Here is a 15,864-nt window from a genome sequence, read left to right as displayed (position 1 = left end):
GCAGCCTCACAGGGGCAGAGGCTGTGCCGCCCCCCGCGCCCGCACCCCGTTCCCCAGCGCATAGAGCTCATCAGCCCGTCGAATTCACCGCGGCTGTTCCGTGAACCCGTCCCTGACGTTGTCGAAGACCGGGCGGTAGGTGCTCCACTTGGCCTCCGGGGCCGACAGATAGATGTCGTACTCCCGGCCGCCCGCGGTGCCGTAGCCGAGGTCGATGGCGCGGAAGACCCGGGCCCGGCCCTGGAAGGTGAACTCCCACACGGCCGCCGGCTTGTCCCGGAAGGTCGTCTCCTGCATGCGCAGCCTGCGGTAGACGGAGTAGTTGGCCTTGGTGTTCGCCTCGATGTCCTTGAAGTGGCCGACGGGGTTGGAGCCCGCGGGGTCCACCATGCCGATGGTGATGCCGGCCAGTCCGGTCGGGTCGGTGTAGGTGACCTCGTCGTCGCTCGACTGCTTCTTCGGCTGCCAGCCGTCCGGCACGGGGAAGGAGACGCCGAGCCGGTCGGCGTGGACCAGGTGGTAGCCGTCGGGGACGGGCGAGGGGGAGTCGGACGCGGTGGGCGTGGTCAGTCCGCCCGCTCCGTCCCGGTCGGCCCGCTGCGACGACATGTACAGCGTGACAGCGGTGGTGGCCACGGCCAGGACCGCCAGGACCGGCACGAGGACACGGCCTCTACGGCGGGGACGGCGACGCCGTGCGCTCCTCCCGGTCTGCGTCGGTGGTGCCGGCGGCACCGCGGAGGTGGGGTGCGGGGTCGAGTCCTCGCCCGCCGGGCCGACGACGGGGGACCGCTCGGTCGGCGGGCCGGTGGACCAGGCGGCCCGCAGCGCCCGTTCCGTCTGCTCCGCCGTCGGCCGGTCCTCGGGGTCCTTCGACAGCAGGGCCTCGATGAGCGGTTCCAGCGGACCGGCCTTGCGCATCGGCTCCAGCGGGTCCACGGCGATGGCGTACGCGGTCTCCATGGGCGTGTCGCGGCGGTACGGCGGACGGCCCTCCACCGCCTGGTACAGCGACGCACCCAGCGACCACAGGTCCGAGGCCGGGCCGGGCTTGTGGCCGCGGATCCGCTCGGGGGCCATGAAGTCGATGGAGCCGATCATCTCCCCGGTCTGCGTGAGCGTCGAGGACCCGGCGGTCTGCGCGATACCGAAGTCGGTCAGGACGATCCGGCCACCGGGACCGAGCAGGACGTTTCCGGGCTTGATGTCGCGGTGCAGCACGCCGGCCGCGTGCGCGGCTCGTACGGCGGAGATCACACCGAGGCCGATGCCTGCCGCCTCCTCGGGCGGCAGCGTCCGGCCGCCGTCGAGGGTGTCGGCGAGGGTACCGGCGGGGACGTACTCCATGACGATGCACGGCTGCCCGTCGTCGTCGACGACGTCATGGACGACGACCACATTGGGGTGCACGACCCGGGCGGCGCTGCGCGCCTCGCGGCGGACACGCTCGTACAGCGTGGTGATCTCCGCGTCGGACAGGTGCGGCGGTGTGTGGAGCCGTTTGAGCGCGACCTGACGGGTGAGCTCCTCGTCCTCGGCGCGCCATACGGTGCCCATGCCGCCGCGACCGATGCGCTCGACCAGCCGGTAGCGCCCGGCGACGAGCCGCCCTTCGTCCGACACTGCTTCGCCCTCCGCCTGCTCTGCCCCCTTTTCGTCACTCAGCAATGCACATTAACCGACGCTTTCGCACTACAGGTGTGCAGTTCGTGTCGATCGCGTCATAGGCCCCCTCAGCCGGCAAGGCGACACGCGCGGATCACCACCGTGTACACCTCCGCTGCCGCGGGCGTGGCGGGCCGCGGCCTTGCCCATGCGGGCGGAAAGCCCCGGAGTGTCGGCGAAGCGGCGCAGTGTCCGCGCGTAGTCGGCGGGATCGTGGCCCGGTACGAGTACGCCGCTCGCCCCGTCCCGTACCGTCACGGGCAGACCGCTGGGTCGTGTCGGTGCGGCCACGCCCGACGGCCTGGGGCGGGCCGTGGTGCAGGCGGCGCGGGCGCAGCAGCAGTGGGCGGCGCTGCCGTACGTCGAGCGGGCACAGGTCCTGCGACGTGCCGGTGCCCAGCGCGCAGCCGAGGCCGATCATGGTGGTCTGGCGGTGGGTGAGCGAGCGTACGAGCTCGCCCGGGGGCCCTCGGTCCCGGCCTGCGACGGCCGCCTGCCCAACGGGAGGGGGCCGCGTTGCCGGTCTGCACCAGTGGCCGGAATCCGGAACACGATCGTCATGGCCCATCATCCTCTACCGGGCAACGGCCGCGGGCACGCTGTTCTCGCCGTGCCTGCCCCGACATGCTGAGCGGCGTCCGCTGCCTGGCCCCCGGCCGGCGGACGGCCCACACTGCTGGTGGGAGTTGTTGGCCGAGAGGTTGTCGTTGCCGCCCTGGGCGTTGAGGTAGCCGTTGGTTGAAGTGCTTCATCCGCCGCATGGAGGCTGTCGAGGCAGGTGCCTCCGCGCGACCGTGCCCGGAACGAGCGACCAATCTTGCCAACTGGGCACCCGCGATGACACCTGCGGCGTCGTCCCGGACCTTGCTGGTGACATCGCCATGGATGTCAGGTTCTGCCCCTCCCGGGGACTCTCGCGCGTCAGGCAGCAGTGCTCGCGGTCTTCGGCCGGCCGAGGTTCACCAGGCCCATGGCCCGGTCGATCGTGATCTCGATGACCACGCGCTCCGGATCCGGAGCCGGAGTCCGTCCGTACCGGTCGGCGTAGCGGGTCACGGCGTCGTTCACCGCGCGTCCCGCCCCGGCGAAGCCCGCGTGGCCGGCTGCCAGGTCGACGGTGGCCGCTGTACCACCCTGAAAGGCACGGCCGAAGTGCTGATGGACGCGGAAGTCTGCGCTGAAAGAAACGAACGCGCTGGTCAGAGCCAGTCCCCTCAGCACTCGATGACGTTGACGGCAAGCCCGCCCCGTGCCGTCTCCTTGTACTTGACCTTCATGTCGGCGCCGGTCTCCTTCATGGTCTTGATGACCTTGTCGAGGGAGACGTGGTGGCGGCCGTCGCCGCGCAGTGCCATCCGGGCGGCCGTGACCGCCTTGACCGCGGCCATGCCGTTGCGTTCGATGCAGGGGATCTGGACCAGGCCGCCGACCGGGTCGCAGGTGAGGCCGAGGTTGTGTTCCATGCCGATCTCGGCGGCGTTCTCGACCTGTTCCGGGCTGCCGCCCAGCACCTCGGCGAGGCCGCCCGCGGCCATCGAGCAGGCGGAGCCGACCTCGCCCTGGCAGCCGACCTCGGCGCCGGAGATGGAGGCGTTCTCCTTGAAGAGCATGCCGATGGCGCCTGCCGCGAGCAGGAAGCGGACGATGCCGTCCTCGTCGGCGCCGGGCACGAAGTTGATGTAGTAGTGCAGCACGGCCGGGATGATGCCCGCCGCCCCGTTCGTGGGGGCGGTGACGACCCGGCCGCCCGCCGCGTTCTCCTCGTTCACCGCCATCGCGTAGAGCGTGACCCACTCCATCGCACGGGCCAACGGATCGCCCTCGCTGCGCAGTTGGCGGGCCGCGGCGGCAGCCCGGCGCCGTACCTTCAGACCGCCCGGGAGGATGCCTTCCAAGGCCAGGCCGCGCGACACACAGCCCTCCATGACCCGCCAGATGTCGAGGAGCCCGGAGCGGATCTCGTCCTCGGTGCGCCAGGCCTTCTCGTTCTCCATCATCAGCGCGGAGATCGACAGGCCGGTCTCCCGGGCCAGTCGGAGCAGCTCGTCGCCGGTGCTGAAGGGGTGGGCGAGCCCCGTGTCGTCGAGCTTGATCCGGTCCGCTCCGACGGCGTCCTCGTCGACGACGAAGCCGCCGCCGACCGAGTAGTACGTCTTCTCCAGCAGCGGCACGCCGTCGGCGTCGTACGCGAAGAGGATCATCCCGTTGGCGTGGTACGGCAGCGAGCGCCGGCGGTGCAGGACCAGCTGCGTCGAGACGTCGAAGCCGATCTCGTGGGCCGGGCCGATCTGGGCGCCGAGGAGACGGAGGCGCCCGGTGGAGCGGATGCGCTCGACGTCGAGTTCGGCCTGGGCGACGTCGACCGTGTGCGGCTCGTTGCCCTCCAGGCCGAGCAGCACCGCCTTGGGGGTGCCGTGGCCGTGGCCGGTCGCCCCCAGGGAGCCGAACAGCTCCGCCCTTACCGCGGTGGTCTGGGCGAGCAGGCCGTCCTGCTTCAGCCGGGCGGCGAACATCACGGCGGCGCGCATCGGGCCGACGGTGTGCGAACTGGACGGGCCGATGCCGATGGAGAACAGGTCGAAGACGCTGATTGCCACGCCATACTCCGGGGGATTGGCGGGACGTGCCGAGGCGGATCACGGGCACGGCCCTGCGGGCTGGTTGTCGGTGCCGGGGAGCAAGCGGGGACTGGCGCCGGTCGCGACGACGACTCCCTCGCTGCGCAGCCTGCGTCCCCCGGCGAGGGTGACGGAGCGGTCCGCGGGGTCGAGGCCTACGGCGCGCTCGCCGAGCAGCCAGGTGACCTGGAGGGCCTCGTACTCGTCGGCGTCGCCGAGCGCGAGCGCCTCGGCGTCGATGTCTCCCTTGAGGAAGTCCTTGGACAGCGGCGTGCGGTCGTAGGGGGTGTGGCGCTCCTCCCCCACGACGACGATCTCGCAGGCCTGCCAGCGAGGCGCCGACGACGGTGATGCTCATGGGGAACCTCCGGATTGAGGGCGCCTGACCGTGTCTCGAATTACACAACAAAGCTCGCTATACGCAACATGCTTGAGGTGAGGCCGGGCGCTTGTCAATAGACGGGCGGCATCAGTGCGCAATAGTGCTGGAAGAGGGAGGGCGGGTCAGCGCACGTTCAACGGGCACAGCACCGTCGTCTTCCGCTGACGGCCGCCACGAATGCGTATAGTTGCGCCATGAGCAACTACACGGCAGACGGCGAAACAGCTGCTCCTGCGGTGAACGGTGTGCAGTCCGTCGACCGTGCCGTCAGCGTCCTGGAGATCCTCGCCCAGCGCGGCGAGGCGGGCGTCAGCGAGGTGGCCGGCGAGATCGACGTCCACAAGTCGACCGCGTTCCGCCTGCTCGGCGCGCTGGAGGCACGCGGTCTGGTGGAGCAGACGGCCGAGCGGGGCAAGTACCGGCTCGGCTTCGGGATCGTGCGGCTGGCCGGTGCGGTCACCGGCCGGCTCGACATCACCCAGCAGGGCCGGGCGGTGTGCGAGCGGCTCGCCGACGAGATCGGCGAGACCGTCAACATCGCGGTCCTGCAGGAGCATTACGCCGTCAACCTCCACCAGGTACGCGGTCCGGGCGCGGTCGGCACGCACAACTGGGTCGGACAGCTCACCCCGCTGCACGCCACGTCCAGCGGGAAGATCCTGCTGGCACACCTGTCTCCCGAGGAACGCGCCGACGTGCTCGCGGCATCCGGGCTGCGGAAGCTCACGCCCCACACGCTGACGGTCAGTGCGAAGCTGGAGAAGGACCTCACCGCGGCGCGGGAGCGCGGGTACGCGGTGACGCTGGAGGAACTCGAGATCGGGCTGCACGCCATGGCGGCGCCGATCCGCTCCCGTGACGGCGAGGTCATCGCGGCGCTGAGTGCGTCCGGGCCTGCGTACCGGTTCACCGAGGAGCGGATGCGTGAGGTGGCGCCGGTGCTGCTCAAGGGGGCCGAGGAGATCAGTCATCGGATGGGGTATCTGGGCTAGGCGCTGCGCCGCCTGGTCGCTGTCGGGCAGGTGTCTCCGCGCCCCAGCGGGTCGTCACCCGTACCGCGTCGAGTGTCGACCACCCTTGTCAACGAGTAGGCCCCGCCGCCCCGTCAGGGAATCTCCTGCTCCGCCCAGATGATCTTTCCGTCGGGGGTGTACCGGGCGCCCCAGCGGTCGGTCAGCTGGGCGACCAGGAAGAGCCCGCGGCCGCCCTCGTCGGTGCTGCGGGCGTGCCGCAGCCGGGGGGCCGTGCTGCTGGCGTCGGCGACCTCGCAGGTCAGGTGGGAGTCGCGGATGAGCCGTAGCCGGATGGGGGGTTCGGCGTAGCGGATCGCGTTGGTGACCAGCTCGCTCACGACGAGTTCCGTCGTCATGGCCAGGTCCTCCAGCCCCCAGGCCGCGACCTGGCGGGTGGCGCGGGCGCGGACGTCGGCGACGGCGGCCGGGTCCACCGGCACCTGCCACGAGGCGACGTGGTCGGCGCCGAGAGCATGGGTGCGCGCCAGGAGGAGGGCGATGTCGTCGGGCTGCGGCACGGGCACGAGTTGCCGTACCGCGGAAGTGCACAGCGTGGCGAGGTCGAGGTCGGAGCGGGCCAGCAGCTCGCCCAGCCGGGACATGCCCAGCTCCATGTCGCCGTCGGCGCCCTCGATGAGGCCGTCGGTGTAGAGGCCGATCAGGCTGTTCTCGGCGAGTTCGATCTCGGTGGCCTCGAACGCCATCCCGCCGAGTCCGAGCGGCGGCCCGGCCGGCGGCTCCGGGAAGGACACCTGCCCGTCGGGTGCCACGACGACCGGCGGCGGGTGTCCGGCACGGGCCATCGTGCACCGCCGGGTGACCGGGTCGTAGACCGCGTACAGGCAGGTCGCCCCGAGGAAGGCGGTCGTGCTGCGGTGGGCCGCCGCCTCGTCGTCGGTCCGCTCGGCGCTCAGCCGCAGCACCAGGTCGTCGAGGTGGGCGAGCAGTTCGTCGGGCGGCAGCTCCATGTCCGCGAGGGTCTGCACCGCCGTGCGCAGCCGGCCCATGGTCGCCGCGGCGGTGATGCCGTGCCCCACCACGTCTCCGACGACGAGGCCGACCCGGCCCCCGGACAGCTGGATCACGTCGAACCAGTCACCGCCCACACCGTCCGTCGGATCCGCCGGCAGATAGGCCGAGGCCACCTCCACCGCGGTTCCGCCGGTCAGGGCCTGCGGCAGCAGACTGCGCTGCAGGGTGACGGCCGCGGTGTGTTCCCGGGTGTAGCGGCGGGCGTTGTCGACGCACAGCGCCGCCCGCGCCACCAGCTCCCGGGCCAGCAGGACGTCGTCGGGCTGGAACTGGACGGGATTGAGCGACCGCATGAACGTGGTCAGGCCCAGGATGGTGTTCCGTGCCCGCATCGGCACGGCGATGAAGGAGTGCAGCCCGAACTCCTTTATCTTTGCTGCTCGTTCGGGCTGTTCGGTGATCCATCGCTCGTCGGTCGGATCGAGCACGGGCAGCAGGATCGGCTCGCCGTCGACGAGCAGGTTCACGTCGTGCGCGGGAGGCAGGAAGCCCGCCCGGTCCCCGACCCGCACCACGGCCTCCGGGCAGCCCTCGCGCACCGAGCTCATTCCGGCGCGACGCATCACCGGTCCGACGGAGGCCGGCCCGGCGTCGGTGAGCCATGCGCCGTGGCCTTCGGTGCTGAGCACGGGCTCCAGCAGATCCACGACGACGAAGTCGGCGAAGCGGGGTACGGCGAAGTCGGCGAGTTCCTGAGCCGTCCGCATCACGTCCAGGGTGGTGCCGACGCACGCCCCCGCCTCGTTGACCAGCGTCAGCAGCCGGCGGGCGGTCCAGCGTTCGGTGACGTCCTGGACCATGTAGCAGACCCCGGTGACGGACTCGTCGGCGTCCACCAGCGGGAAGAAGGACGTCGAGTAGGCGTGCTGGCGGTGCGGGTCGGCCCAGCTCCAGCCCAGGTACTCGTAGTCGGTGACCGGGACTCCGGTGTCCAGGACCTTGCGCATCAGCCCCTCGATGGCGGCCCCTTGCAGCCCGGGCAGCAGTTCGCTCAGCCGGCGTCCCAGCCGCTGCTCGCGGGGCACTCCACCGAAGCGTTCCAGGGTGTCGTTGAGCCAGACGTAGCGCAGTTCCTGGTCCATCACGGCCATGCCGATGGGCGAACGGGTCAGGAACCCGTCGAGGACGGACTGGCCGACCGACCACTGCTGCCGCCGCTCCCGCGCCGACAGCAGGAAGCACTCGTCCGCGCCGATCCGGAAGGACGCGGAGACCCGCAGGTCGACGTCGATGCTCCGGCCGTCCTGGTGCCGGGCGGAGATGAGGCCGCTCCAGCCCATTCCCGCGCGGCACCGCTGGGCCACGGCGGCCACCCGGGCCGGGTCGGCGGGCATCGCCACCAGGCGCGCGGCGGAGCCGCCGACCACCTCGGACGCGGGGCGGCCGAGCAGTGCTTCGGCGCCCCGGGTCCAGCCGAGCACGACGCCCGCCGCGGACACGACCGCCGCCGCGTCGGTGGACGCGTCGAGGAGTTCGCGCGGCCCTGAGGGCGTCGGCCCGTCGGATGTTTCTCGCGCAGGGTCCATGGGTGCCATCCGGGTGCCGTCCTCGTACAGGACCATGTTCCTGCTTGTCCGCCCGATCCGCACGGCCCTGGCGGACTCTCCTGCGCCGCCCTCAGCGCTTCCGCCCTTCCCGGACCGGAGGGAGCATGGAAGTGCCGCTGGCCGGAACCCGGGTGGCGGTACTGCACCATTCCGGGGAGCGACCCCGGACTCCCGGCAGACAAGCAGGTCAGCAGGGGCGGACGTCGCGAGACTCCGCCGAACGGTGGAGGTGGTGGCGGGATGACAGCCGAATCCTTCCGGTCCGACAGGGATGCGGACGATTTCGAGTCGCCCCCGCCGACCGGTCTGCTGGACGTCCTGAGCGTGGCCGCGATGGTCGTCGACACCGAAGGACGCATCGTGTTCTGGACCCCGCAGGCCGAGGAGCTGTTCGGATACAGCGCACAGGAGGCGCTCGGCAAGTACGCGGCGCGGCTGTTCATCCACCCCGAGCATCTGAAGTCGGTGGTCAAGCTGTTCACCGAGGTGCTGGAGACCGGGCGGAGCTGGGCGGGCGCCTTCCCCCATCCGGCACAAGGACGGCAGCACCCGCTTGATGGAGTTCCGCAACATGCGGCTCCAGGACGACCTCGGGGACATGTACGCCCTCGGTATCGCCGCCGACCACAATCTGCTGCAGCGCGTCGAAACCGACCTGGCCCTGTGCGAGCGGCTGATCAACCAGTCCCCGATCGGCCTCGCCCTGCTCGACCCCGATCTGCGGTACCTGCTGGTCAACCCGGCGCTGGAGCGCATCGACGGCATCCCCGCCGAGGACCATGTGGGACGGCGTCTGAGGGAGACGCTGCCGCTGCCGGACGTGGGCACCATCGAGAGCGCGCTGCTGCAGGTGCTCACCACCGGGACCCCGCTGCTCGACCAGTACCACGTGGGCCGCCCGCCGACCGACCCCGACCACGAGCACGCCTGGTCGCTGTCCTTCTACCGGCTGGAGGACCCGGGCGGGCGGGTGCTGGGTGCGGCCGCCTCGGTCGTCGACGTCACCGAACGGCACCGGGCGGCCGCCGAGGCCGACCGGGCCCGCCGCCGGCTGGCCCTCATCGCCGACGCCTCGGTGCGGGTGGGCACCACGCTGGAGGTGGAGGAGACCGCCCGCGAGCTGGCCGAGATCGCCGTGCCGCAGCTCGCCGACGTGGTCGCCGTGGACGTCCTCGACGCCGCGCTGGCCTGCCGCCGCTCACGCAGACCCGACGACGGCCCGGAACTCTTCCGTGCCCTCGCGCTCAAGGCGGCCCAGCCGACGGTGGCGCTGCGCGCGGCCGACCCTCCCGGCGGCCTCGCGGCCTATGAGGGGGACCGCCTGGTCACCCTGTGCGTGCACACCGGCCGGCCGGTCCTGGTACGGCACGTCGGCGAACGGGATCTGCCGCGCATCGCCCGGGACGCCGAGGCAGGCTCGCTGCTGGCCCGGGCCGGCGTCCACTCCTACCTGGCCGTACCGCTGATCGCCCACGGCGAGATACTGGGGGCCCTGGACCTCAAGCGCACCACCAACCCGCTCCCCTTCGACGAGGACGACGTCGTCCTCGCGAGCGAGCTGGCCGGGCGCGCCGCAGTGGCCATCGACAACGCCCGCTGGTTCCAGAGCGTGCGCAACACCGCCCTCACCCTCCAGCGCAGCCTGCTGCCCGACCACCCGCCGCAGCACTCGGGGCTGGAACTCGCCTCCCGCTACCAGCCCGCCCAGGCCACCAGCGAGGTCGGCGGCGACTGGTACGACGTCATCCCCCTCAGCGACGACCGGACCGCGCTGGTCGTCGGCGACGTCATGGGCAACGGCATCGACGCCGCCGCCACCATGGGCCGGCTGCGCACCGCCACCTGCGCCTACGCGGACCTCGACCTCGCCCCCGACGCCGTGCTCCAGCACCTCGACAAGATCACCTGCGATCTGGAGCACTACATCGTCACCTGTCTATACGGGGTGTACGACCCGCGCACGCGGCGGTGCCAGTTCGCCAACGCCGGCCATATGCCGCCCGCCCTGGCCGGCCCCGGCCGCGCCCCCGAGCTGCTCGACCTGCCCTCCGGCGCGCCGCTCGGCGTCGGCGGCATCGCCTTCGAGACCACCACCGCCCGGCTCGACCCCGGCGACCTGCTGGTCCTGTACACCGACGGCCTGGTCGAGACCCGCCACCACCCCATCGACGACCGCCTCGACGTCCTGCTCGGCTTCCTCGACGAACCCCACCGCTCCCTGGAGGAAACCTGCGACCTCCTGCTCTACGGCCTGCGCCACCCCGACGACCACGACGACGTCGCCCTGCTCGTCGCCCGGGCCCTCTAGGCGGGCACGGCGGGGAACCGGGGTGACGGAAGAGGCGTTCTCCATCCTGACGGGTGAAAGGAAACGGGGGCGACAAGATGAGTGACAAGGCACGGAAGCTGTTCGAGGCACTCGATCTCGACAACAGCGGAACGCTGACCCGCGAAGAGGTGATCATCGCCCTGCGGACCAAGGGCCCGACCCTGGCCGCGTCGGGAGATCTGCCGTTCTGGGCCCTGGGGGACGCCGAGGCCTCCTCCGCCCTCTTCGACGCCGCCGACCAGAACGGCGACGCCGTACTGACCCTGGAGGAGTTCGCGGCCCTGGTGGACCGCCGCTTCGGCTGGCGGTGACGCGGCCGAGGTCAGTTGCCCTGGCGGCGGGCCCGCTTGAGCTCGCGGTCGACGGCCCAGGCGTCGCCGACCGGGCCGAGGTGGCCGAGTTTGTCGGGGTTGAGCACCGCGCGGACGGTCTGGATCCGGCCGTCGAGGACATCGAGGACCATGGTCTGCAGGATCCTGCCTTCGCGGTCGCGGAAGATCGCGCCGGGCCGGCCGTTGATCTCGTGCGGTTCGAACGTCACATCGATGCGGATCAGCCAGGGGAAGACCGCGCCGAGCAGCCGGGCCACGTTCTCCGCGCCCGTGACCGCCCTGGCCAGCTGCGGGGCCTTGCCGCCGCCGTCCCCGACCAGCTGCACATCGGCGGCCAGCAGGCTCTGCAGCCCGTCCACGTCACCGTCCTTCAGCGCGTCGAAGAACCGCGTCGCCAGCTCCTCGCGGTCCTCACGGTCCGCCGCGAACCGGGGCCGGCCGTCCTGCATGTGCCGCCGAGCCCGTACCAGCAGCTGCCGGCATGCCGCCTCCGAACGCCCCACCGCCGTCGCGATGTCGTCGAACCCGAAGGCGAACACCTCGCGCAGCACGAACACCGCCCGCTCCAGCGGGCTGAGCCGTTCCAGCAGCACCAGCGCCGCCATCGACACCGAGTCGGCCAGCTCCACCGACCGCGCCGGATCCTGGTACGGGTCGCTGAGCAGCGGCTCGGGGAACCACGGCCCGGGATACTCCTCCCGCCGCACCCGCGCGGAACGCAGCACATCGATCGAGATCCGGGTCACCACGGCCGAGAGATACGCCTTGGTCGAGGTGGGCCGGGTCGCCGAGCCGTCGAACCGCAGCCACGTCTCCTGCACCGCGTCCTCGGCCTCACTCACGCTGCCCAGAATCCGGTAGGCGATCGAGAACAGCAGCGGCCGCAGCTCCTCGAACTCCTCGACCACGCTCACACCGGTCCCCTTCCCCCGTGAGGTGCTCCCCCGTAGCGCGTCCACGGTGTGCTCCTCTGCCGTCGTCACTGACCACACCCTCTGAGACGGGGCGGCCCGACCGCCTGTGACATGGCCGAATGTGACCTGCGTCTCCCGGCCGCGGAAGCGCCTTCAGGGGCCGATTCACACCCTGCCGGGGGTGGGCCGAACCCTGCTGCGAGTCCTCGGCCGCCGGGCCGCCACCCACCCGAACACCACCACCGAGCACGCCGCGGCGAACGCGCACCAGGTCGAGACGAACTCCAGCCGCCACAGCACCCAGCACACCACCGCGCCCACCCCGGCCAGCACGCCGAGCGCCACCAGCCAGTGGTCACCGGACAGCAGCAGCGCGCCGACCGTGGCCAGCAGATAGCCCGCGATGAGCACGCCCGCATACGGCAGCCCCATGACGTAGCCGACGGTGTGCCCGCGGATCTCGGCCCGCACGGGCCGGGTGGCGACGGCGTACGCCAGCACGCCCGCGGTCGCGAGGCCGGAGACCAGAGGAATCGCCAGCCGGGCCGCGGCATCCCGCGGAACGGCGCTCAGCACGGCCAGCGGTGCCCACACCGCCAGCAGGGGAAGGGCGATCACGGCCCAGACGACGGTGGCCCATCCGGTGCCGCCCCCGACCTGCCACACCCGCGCCTCGACCAGCTGATGGACACCGAGCAGCACCGGTAGCGCGGCAAGGGGGAGATCGCCGATCCGGTGCACGCGCGTCACGCAGGCCACACCGACGCAGGTGATCCCGGCACCCGCCACGAGATCAGCCGTCGCACTCCAGCACATGGCACCCACCTTGGCGGCGACCGCTCGTCAATTCCAGCGGTGCCTGCGACGACCCGGGTGTCTCAGCCACGTACTGTTGAGGTACGCCTCCAGCTCGGCGGCGCCGGTCAGCATCGCCCGCCGGCGGGTAGACAGCCGCCCCGTCGGAGCTGGTGGGCCGACCGGGCGTCCCGCACATCGGACTCGTCGTGGACGCGGTACTCGGTCAGCGGGTCGCGACGGGGCGCACCAGCCCAGCGCCCAGAGCCGACGTCGCAACCGCCGGCCTCGCCGCCCGCTGTCTGGACGGCCGCCTGCCGCATTCGCTTCTATCGTGGGAGCACACTGATGGTTGGCGCCAAGGCAGGCAGCACATGAGGAAACCGCAACCGATCGACTACGCGGCGGTCTTCCAGGCCCTGCCCGGCATGGTGGCGCTGCTGACGCCCGAGCTGGTGTACGTCGACGTCAACGACGACTTCGCGCAGCTCGCCGGGCGCTCCCGGGAGCAGCTCCTCGGCCGCTACATCTTCGACGTCTTTCCGGAGAACCCCAACGATCCGGCCGCCGCCGGCATGCGGGAGACCAGGGAGTCGATGCTGCGCGTGGTGGCCACCGGCGAGCGGGACACCATGGCGGTGCTCCGCTACGACATCGAGGACGCCCAGCGGCCCGGCCACTGGCAGGAGCACTTCTGGAGCCCGGTCAACGCCCCCGTCCTCGGCCCGGACGGCAAGGTGGTACTGGTCGTGCACCGGGTGGAGGAGGTCACCGAGCTGCTGCGTGCCCGCGGCAGCCTGACCGACAGCGACCGGGCGAGCGTGCTGGAGGCCGAGCTCTACACCCGCGCCCGGGAACTGCAGGAGGTCAACGAGCGGCTGCGCAGGGCCCACGCCCATGAGCGCGAGATCGCCCTGGCCCTGCAGACGGCGATGATGCCCACCCCGAGGCATCTCGGTCCTCATCAGGCGGCCGTGCGCTACCGGCCCGCCATCGGTGACCTGAACGTGTGCGGTGACTGGTACGACCTGGTGGACCTGCCGGGCGACCGGATGGCCGTCGCGGTGGGCGATGTCGTCGGCCACGGTCTGGCGGCCGCCTGCGCCATGGGGCAGCTGCACAGCGCGCTGAGCGCGGCCACCCGGGTCGCCGACGGGCCGGCGCAGGCGCTGGAGGCCCTCGACATGTACGCCTGCTCCGTCGACGGGGCCGAGTCCGCCACGGTGGCGACGACCTTCATCGACTGGGGCGGGCACAGCATCACCTACAGCTGCGCCGGCCATCCGCCGCCAGCCGTACTGCACCCGGACGGCACCGTGTCCTTCCTCGACCAGGCCACCGACCCGCCGATCGACGCGCGCCCCGGCCGCGTCGCCCGCCCCCAGGCCCGTGTCTCCTTCGTGGAGGGCGACACGCTGGTGCTGTACACCGACGGTCTGATCGAGCGCCGCAGTGAGGACATCGACACCAGCCTGCGCCGCCTCGCCGACTGCCTGGCCCGCCACCGCAGGACCGCTCCCGAGGCCCTGGCCGACGCCCTGCTGGCCGACCTCCTTCCCGCCACGGGCAACACCGACGACACCGCGCTGGTCGTCGTCAGCCTGTAGCCGACGAGCCCGACCTCCCGAAGCGTCCCCACCAGGACGGCCGCTTGCGCACTGCCTCCGGCCGGCGCTCACCCCTGCCGTCGTACTGCACATGGCACCCCAGGCGTCCCCCAAAGCGCGAAAGACCCTCGCCTTTGACATCGTTCCGGGCCTTTGCGGCAAGGCCGCCTACGGATTCGCCTCAGTCTCCCCCGTACTCAGCAGGAGGTACACCGCATGGTCGGCAGACATGCAGCGGGCAGGCACCGCGCCGCCCTGGCCACACTCGGCACCCTCGTCCTCACCGGGATCCCGGCGGTCGCGTCGGCGGCTCCGCCGCCCGCACCCGGGCCGCTGCCCGCCGGGGCCCGGTCACTGGGCGCCGACAAGCCCTCCGCGCAGATCCTCGGCGCGATGCAGCGCGACCTGCATCTGACGCGGGCGCAGGCGGCCACCCGGCTGGTCAACGAGGAGGAGGCGGGCACCCGCGCGGGCCGGCTGCACAACGCCCTGGGCGGGCACTTCGCCGGAGCCTGGGTGAGCGGGAAGACCTCCGCCGAACTCACCGTCGCGACCACCCATGCCGAGGACGTGCCCGCCATCAAGGCACAGGGCGCCAAGGCGGTGGTCGTCAAGGCACCGCTCAGCGCCCTCGACGCCGTCAAGGCGAAGCTGGACGCGGCCGCCGTCCGGGTGAAGACGCACGACACCCCGGTCTGGTACGTGGACGTGCCGGCGAACCGGGTCGTCGTCGAGGCGACGAGGCCGTCGGCGGCTGCCGCCTTCCTCAAGGCCGCCGGGGTGGAGGACCGCGGTGTGGCGGTCCGGCAGACCAAGGAGCGGCCGCGGCTGATGGCGGACCTCGTCGGCGGCGAGGCCTACTACATCAACAACGCCGCCCGCTGCTCCATCGGCTTCTCCGTCACCAAGAGCCAGCAGCAGGGCTTCGTCAGCGCCGGCCACTGCGGCAAGGCCGGCGACAAGACCACCGGCTACAACAAGGCCGACCAGGGCACCTTCCAGGCGTCCACGTTCCCCGGCAAGGACATGTCCTGGGTGGCCGTCAACAGCAACTGGACCGCCACGGCCGACGTCAAGGGGTCGGGCGGCAGGAACACGCAGGTCGCCGGCTCGGTCCAGGGCCTCGTCGGGGCGTCGGTCTGCCGCTCCGGCTCCACCAGCGGATGGCACTGCGGCACGATCGAGCAGCACAACGCGTCGGTCGACTACGCCCAGGGCACCGTCGACGGGCTGACCCGGACCACGGTGTGCAGCGAACCGGGTGACTCCGGCGGCCCGTTCCTCTCCGGCGCCCAGGCGCAGGGTGTCACCTCCGGCGGCTCCGGGGACTGCACGGCCGGCGGGACCACCTTCTTCCAGCCGGTCAACCCGATCCTCAGCGCCTACGGCCTCACCCTGAAGACCGCGTCCGTGCAGACCGGCCCGCCCGCACCGCAGGGCTCCGCCACGGCGAGCGCATGGTCCGTCGGCCATGTCTACGAGGTCGGCGCCACGGTGACCATCGCGGGCGTGCGCTACCAGTGCCTGCAGACCCACCAGGCACAGGGCGCCTGGTCGCCGGAGGGCACGCCGGCCCTGTGGCAGCGGATGTAGCGGCCGCAGGGGACTGCGGTGCGGGGGCGCAGCCCCC

Annotated in this window: 11 protein-coding genes and 3 pseudogenes; 6 read left to right on the top strand and 8 right to left on the bottom strand. The window is 71.9% G+C overall.

Translation table 11 applies throughout. The features are described from left to right. Nucleotides 1-84: 84 nt before the first annotated feature. Together ACIBW9_RS08480 and ACIBW9_RS08475 are read right to left on the bottom strand one after the other, a co-directional pair. Nucleotides 85-1,623, bottom strand: a complete 1,539-nt coding sequence (locus ACIBW9_RS08480) for a serine/threonine-protein kinase (RefSeq protein ID WP_398952587.1) — start codon at nucleotides 1,621-1,623, stop codon at nucleotides 85-87. Nucleotides 1,624-1,776: 153 nt separating this feature from the next. After that, nucleotides 1,777-1,932 (bottom strand): annotated as a pseudogene (locus ACIBW9_RS08475) (D-inositol-3-phosphate glycosyltransferase); the annotation flags it as partial. 46 nt (nucleotides 1,933-1,978) lie between these two features. On the opposite strand from ACIBW9_RS08475, the gene ACIBW9_RS08470 reads away from it, so the two are divergent. After that, nucleotides 1,979-2,296 carry a hypothetical protein gene (locus tag ACIBW9_RS08470; RefSeq protein ID WP_398952585.1) on the top strand — a complete coding sequence of 106 codons (318 nt, stop codon included), beginning with the start codon at nucleotides 1,979-1,981 and terminating at the stop codon, nucleotides 2,294-2,296. 290 nt (nucleotides 2,297-2,586) lie between these two features. On the opposite strand, the gene ACIBW9_RS08465 is transcribed toward ACIBW9_RS08470, so the two are convergent. The 3 genes and pseudogenes from ACIBW9_RS08465 to ACIBW9_RS08455 all read right to left on the bottom strand — a co-directional run. Further along, entirely contained in the window at nucleotides 2,587-2,733 is a 147-nt protein-coding gene (locus ACIBW9_RS08465) for a hypothetical protein (RefSeq protein ID WP_398952583.1), read from the bottom strand. A gap of 146 nt (nucleotides 2,734-2,879) precedes the next feature. After that, the gene (locus tag ACIBW9_RS08460; RefSeq protein WP_398952581.1) at nucleotides 2,880-4,262 is read right to left on the bottom strand and encodes an L-serine ammonia-lyase; all 1,383 of its coding nucleotides are present in this window, start codon (nucleotides 4,260-4,262) and stop codon (nucleotides 2,880-2,882) included. Nucleotides 4,263-4,328: 66 nt separating this feature from the next. Then, nucleotides 4,329-4,641: pseudogene (locus ACIBW9_RS08455) on the bottom strand (FAD-dependent oxidoreductase); the annotation flags it as partial. Between the two features lie 218 nt (nucleotides 4,642-4,859). Between ACIBW9_RS08455 and ACIBW9_RS08450 the strand changes: the two are divergent. After that, a complete protein-coding gene (locus tag ACIBW9_RS08450) occupies nucleotides 4,860-5,657 on the top strand; it encodes an IclR family transcriptional regulator (protein ID WP_398952579.1) in 798 nt (265 codons plus the stop codon). Between the two features lie 113 nt (nucleotides 5,658-5,770). On the opposite strand, the gene ACIBW9_RS08445 is transcribed toward ACIBW9_RS08450, so the two are convergent. Beyond that, nucleotides 5,771-8,245, bottom strand: coding sequence for a SpoIIE family protein phosphatase (locus ACIBW9_RS08445; RefSeq protein ID WP_398953941.1), 2,475 nt, complete (start codon nucleotides 8,243-8,245; stop codon nucleotides 5,771-5,773). A 252-nt stretch (nucleotides 8,246-8,497) separates the two neighbouring features. Here ACIBW9_RS08445 and ACIBW9_RS08440 point away from each other — a divergent pair. Both ACIBW9_RS08440 and ACIBW9_RS08435 read left to right on the top strand, forming a co-directional pair. Then, nucleotides 8,498-10,565, top strand: a pseudogene (locus ACIBW9_RS08440) (SpoIIE family protein phosphatase). Between the two features lie 77 nt (nucleotides 10,566-10,642). Further along, complete coding sequence (locus ACIBW9_RS08435) at nucleotides 10,643-10,897, top strand: EF-hand domain-containing protein (RefSeq protein ID WP_398952577.1); 255 nt, start codon at nucleotides 10,643-10,645, stop codon at nucleotides 10,895-10,897. An 11-nt stretch (nucleotides 10,898-10,908) separates the two neighbouring features. On the opposite strand, the gene ACIBW9_RS08430 is transcribed toward ACIBW9_RS08435, so the two are convergent. Beyond that, nucleotides 10,909-11,832, bottom strand: coding sequence for an RNA polymerase sigma-70 factor (locus tag ACIBW9_RS08430; protein WP_398953939.1), 924 nt, complete (start codon nucleotides 11,830-11,832; stop codon nucleotides 10,909-10,911). 165 nt (nucleotides 11,833-11,997) lie between these two features. Further along, complete coding sequence (locus ACIBW9_RS08425) at nucleotides 11,998-12,648, bottom strand: DUF6629 family protein (RefSeq protein WP_398952575.1); 651 nt, start codon at nucleotides 12,646-12,648, stop codon at nucleotides 11,998-12,000. Nucleotides 12,649-13,001: 353 nt separating this feature from the next. Here ACIBW9_RS08425 and ACIBW9_RS08420 point away from each other — a divergent pair, with 353 nt between their 5' ends. Together ACIBW9_RS08420 and ACIBW9_RS08415 are read left to right on the top strand one after the other, a co-directional pair. Then, a complete protein-coding gene (locus tag ACIBW9_RS08420) occupies nucleotides 13,002-14,234 on the top strand; it encodes a PP2C family protein-serine/threonine phosphatase (protein ID WP_398952573.1) in 1,233 nt (410 codons plus the stop codon). 216 nt (nucleotides 14,235-14,450) lie between these two features. Beyond that, nucleotides 14,451-15,827, top strand: coding sequence for an alpha-lytic protease prodomain-containing protein (locus ACIBW9_RS08415; protein ID WP_398952571.1), 1,377 nt, complete (start codon nucleotides 14,451-14,453; stop codon nucleotides 15,825-15,827). The last annotated feature ends 37 nt before the right edge of the window (nucleotides 15,828-15,864 follow it).

It is taken from the genome of Streptomyces sp. NPDC049541 (genome assembly GCF_044465725.1).
Lineage (GTDB): Bacteria > Actinomycetota > Actinomycetes > Streptomycetales > Streptomycetaceae > Streptomyces.
The sequence above is the reverse complement of the archived record's forward strand: the minus strand, read 5'-3'. Positions and strand labels throughout refer to the sequence as shown.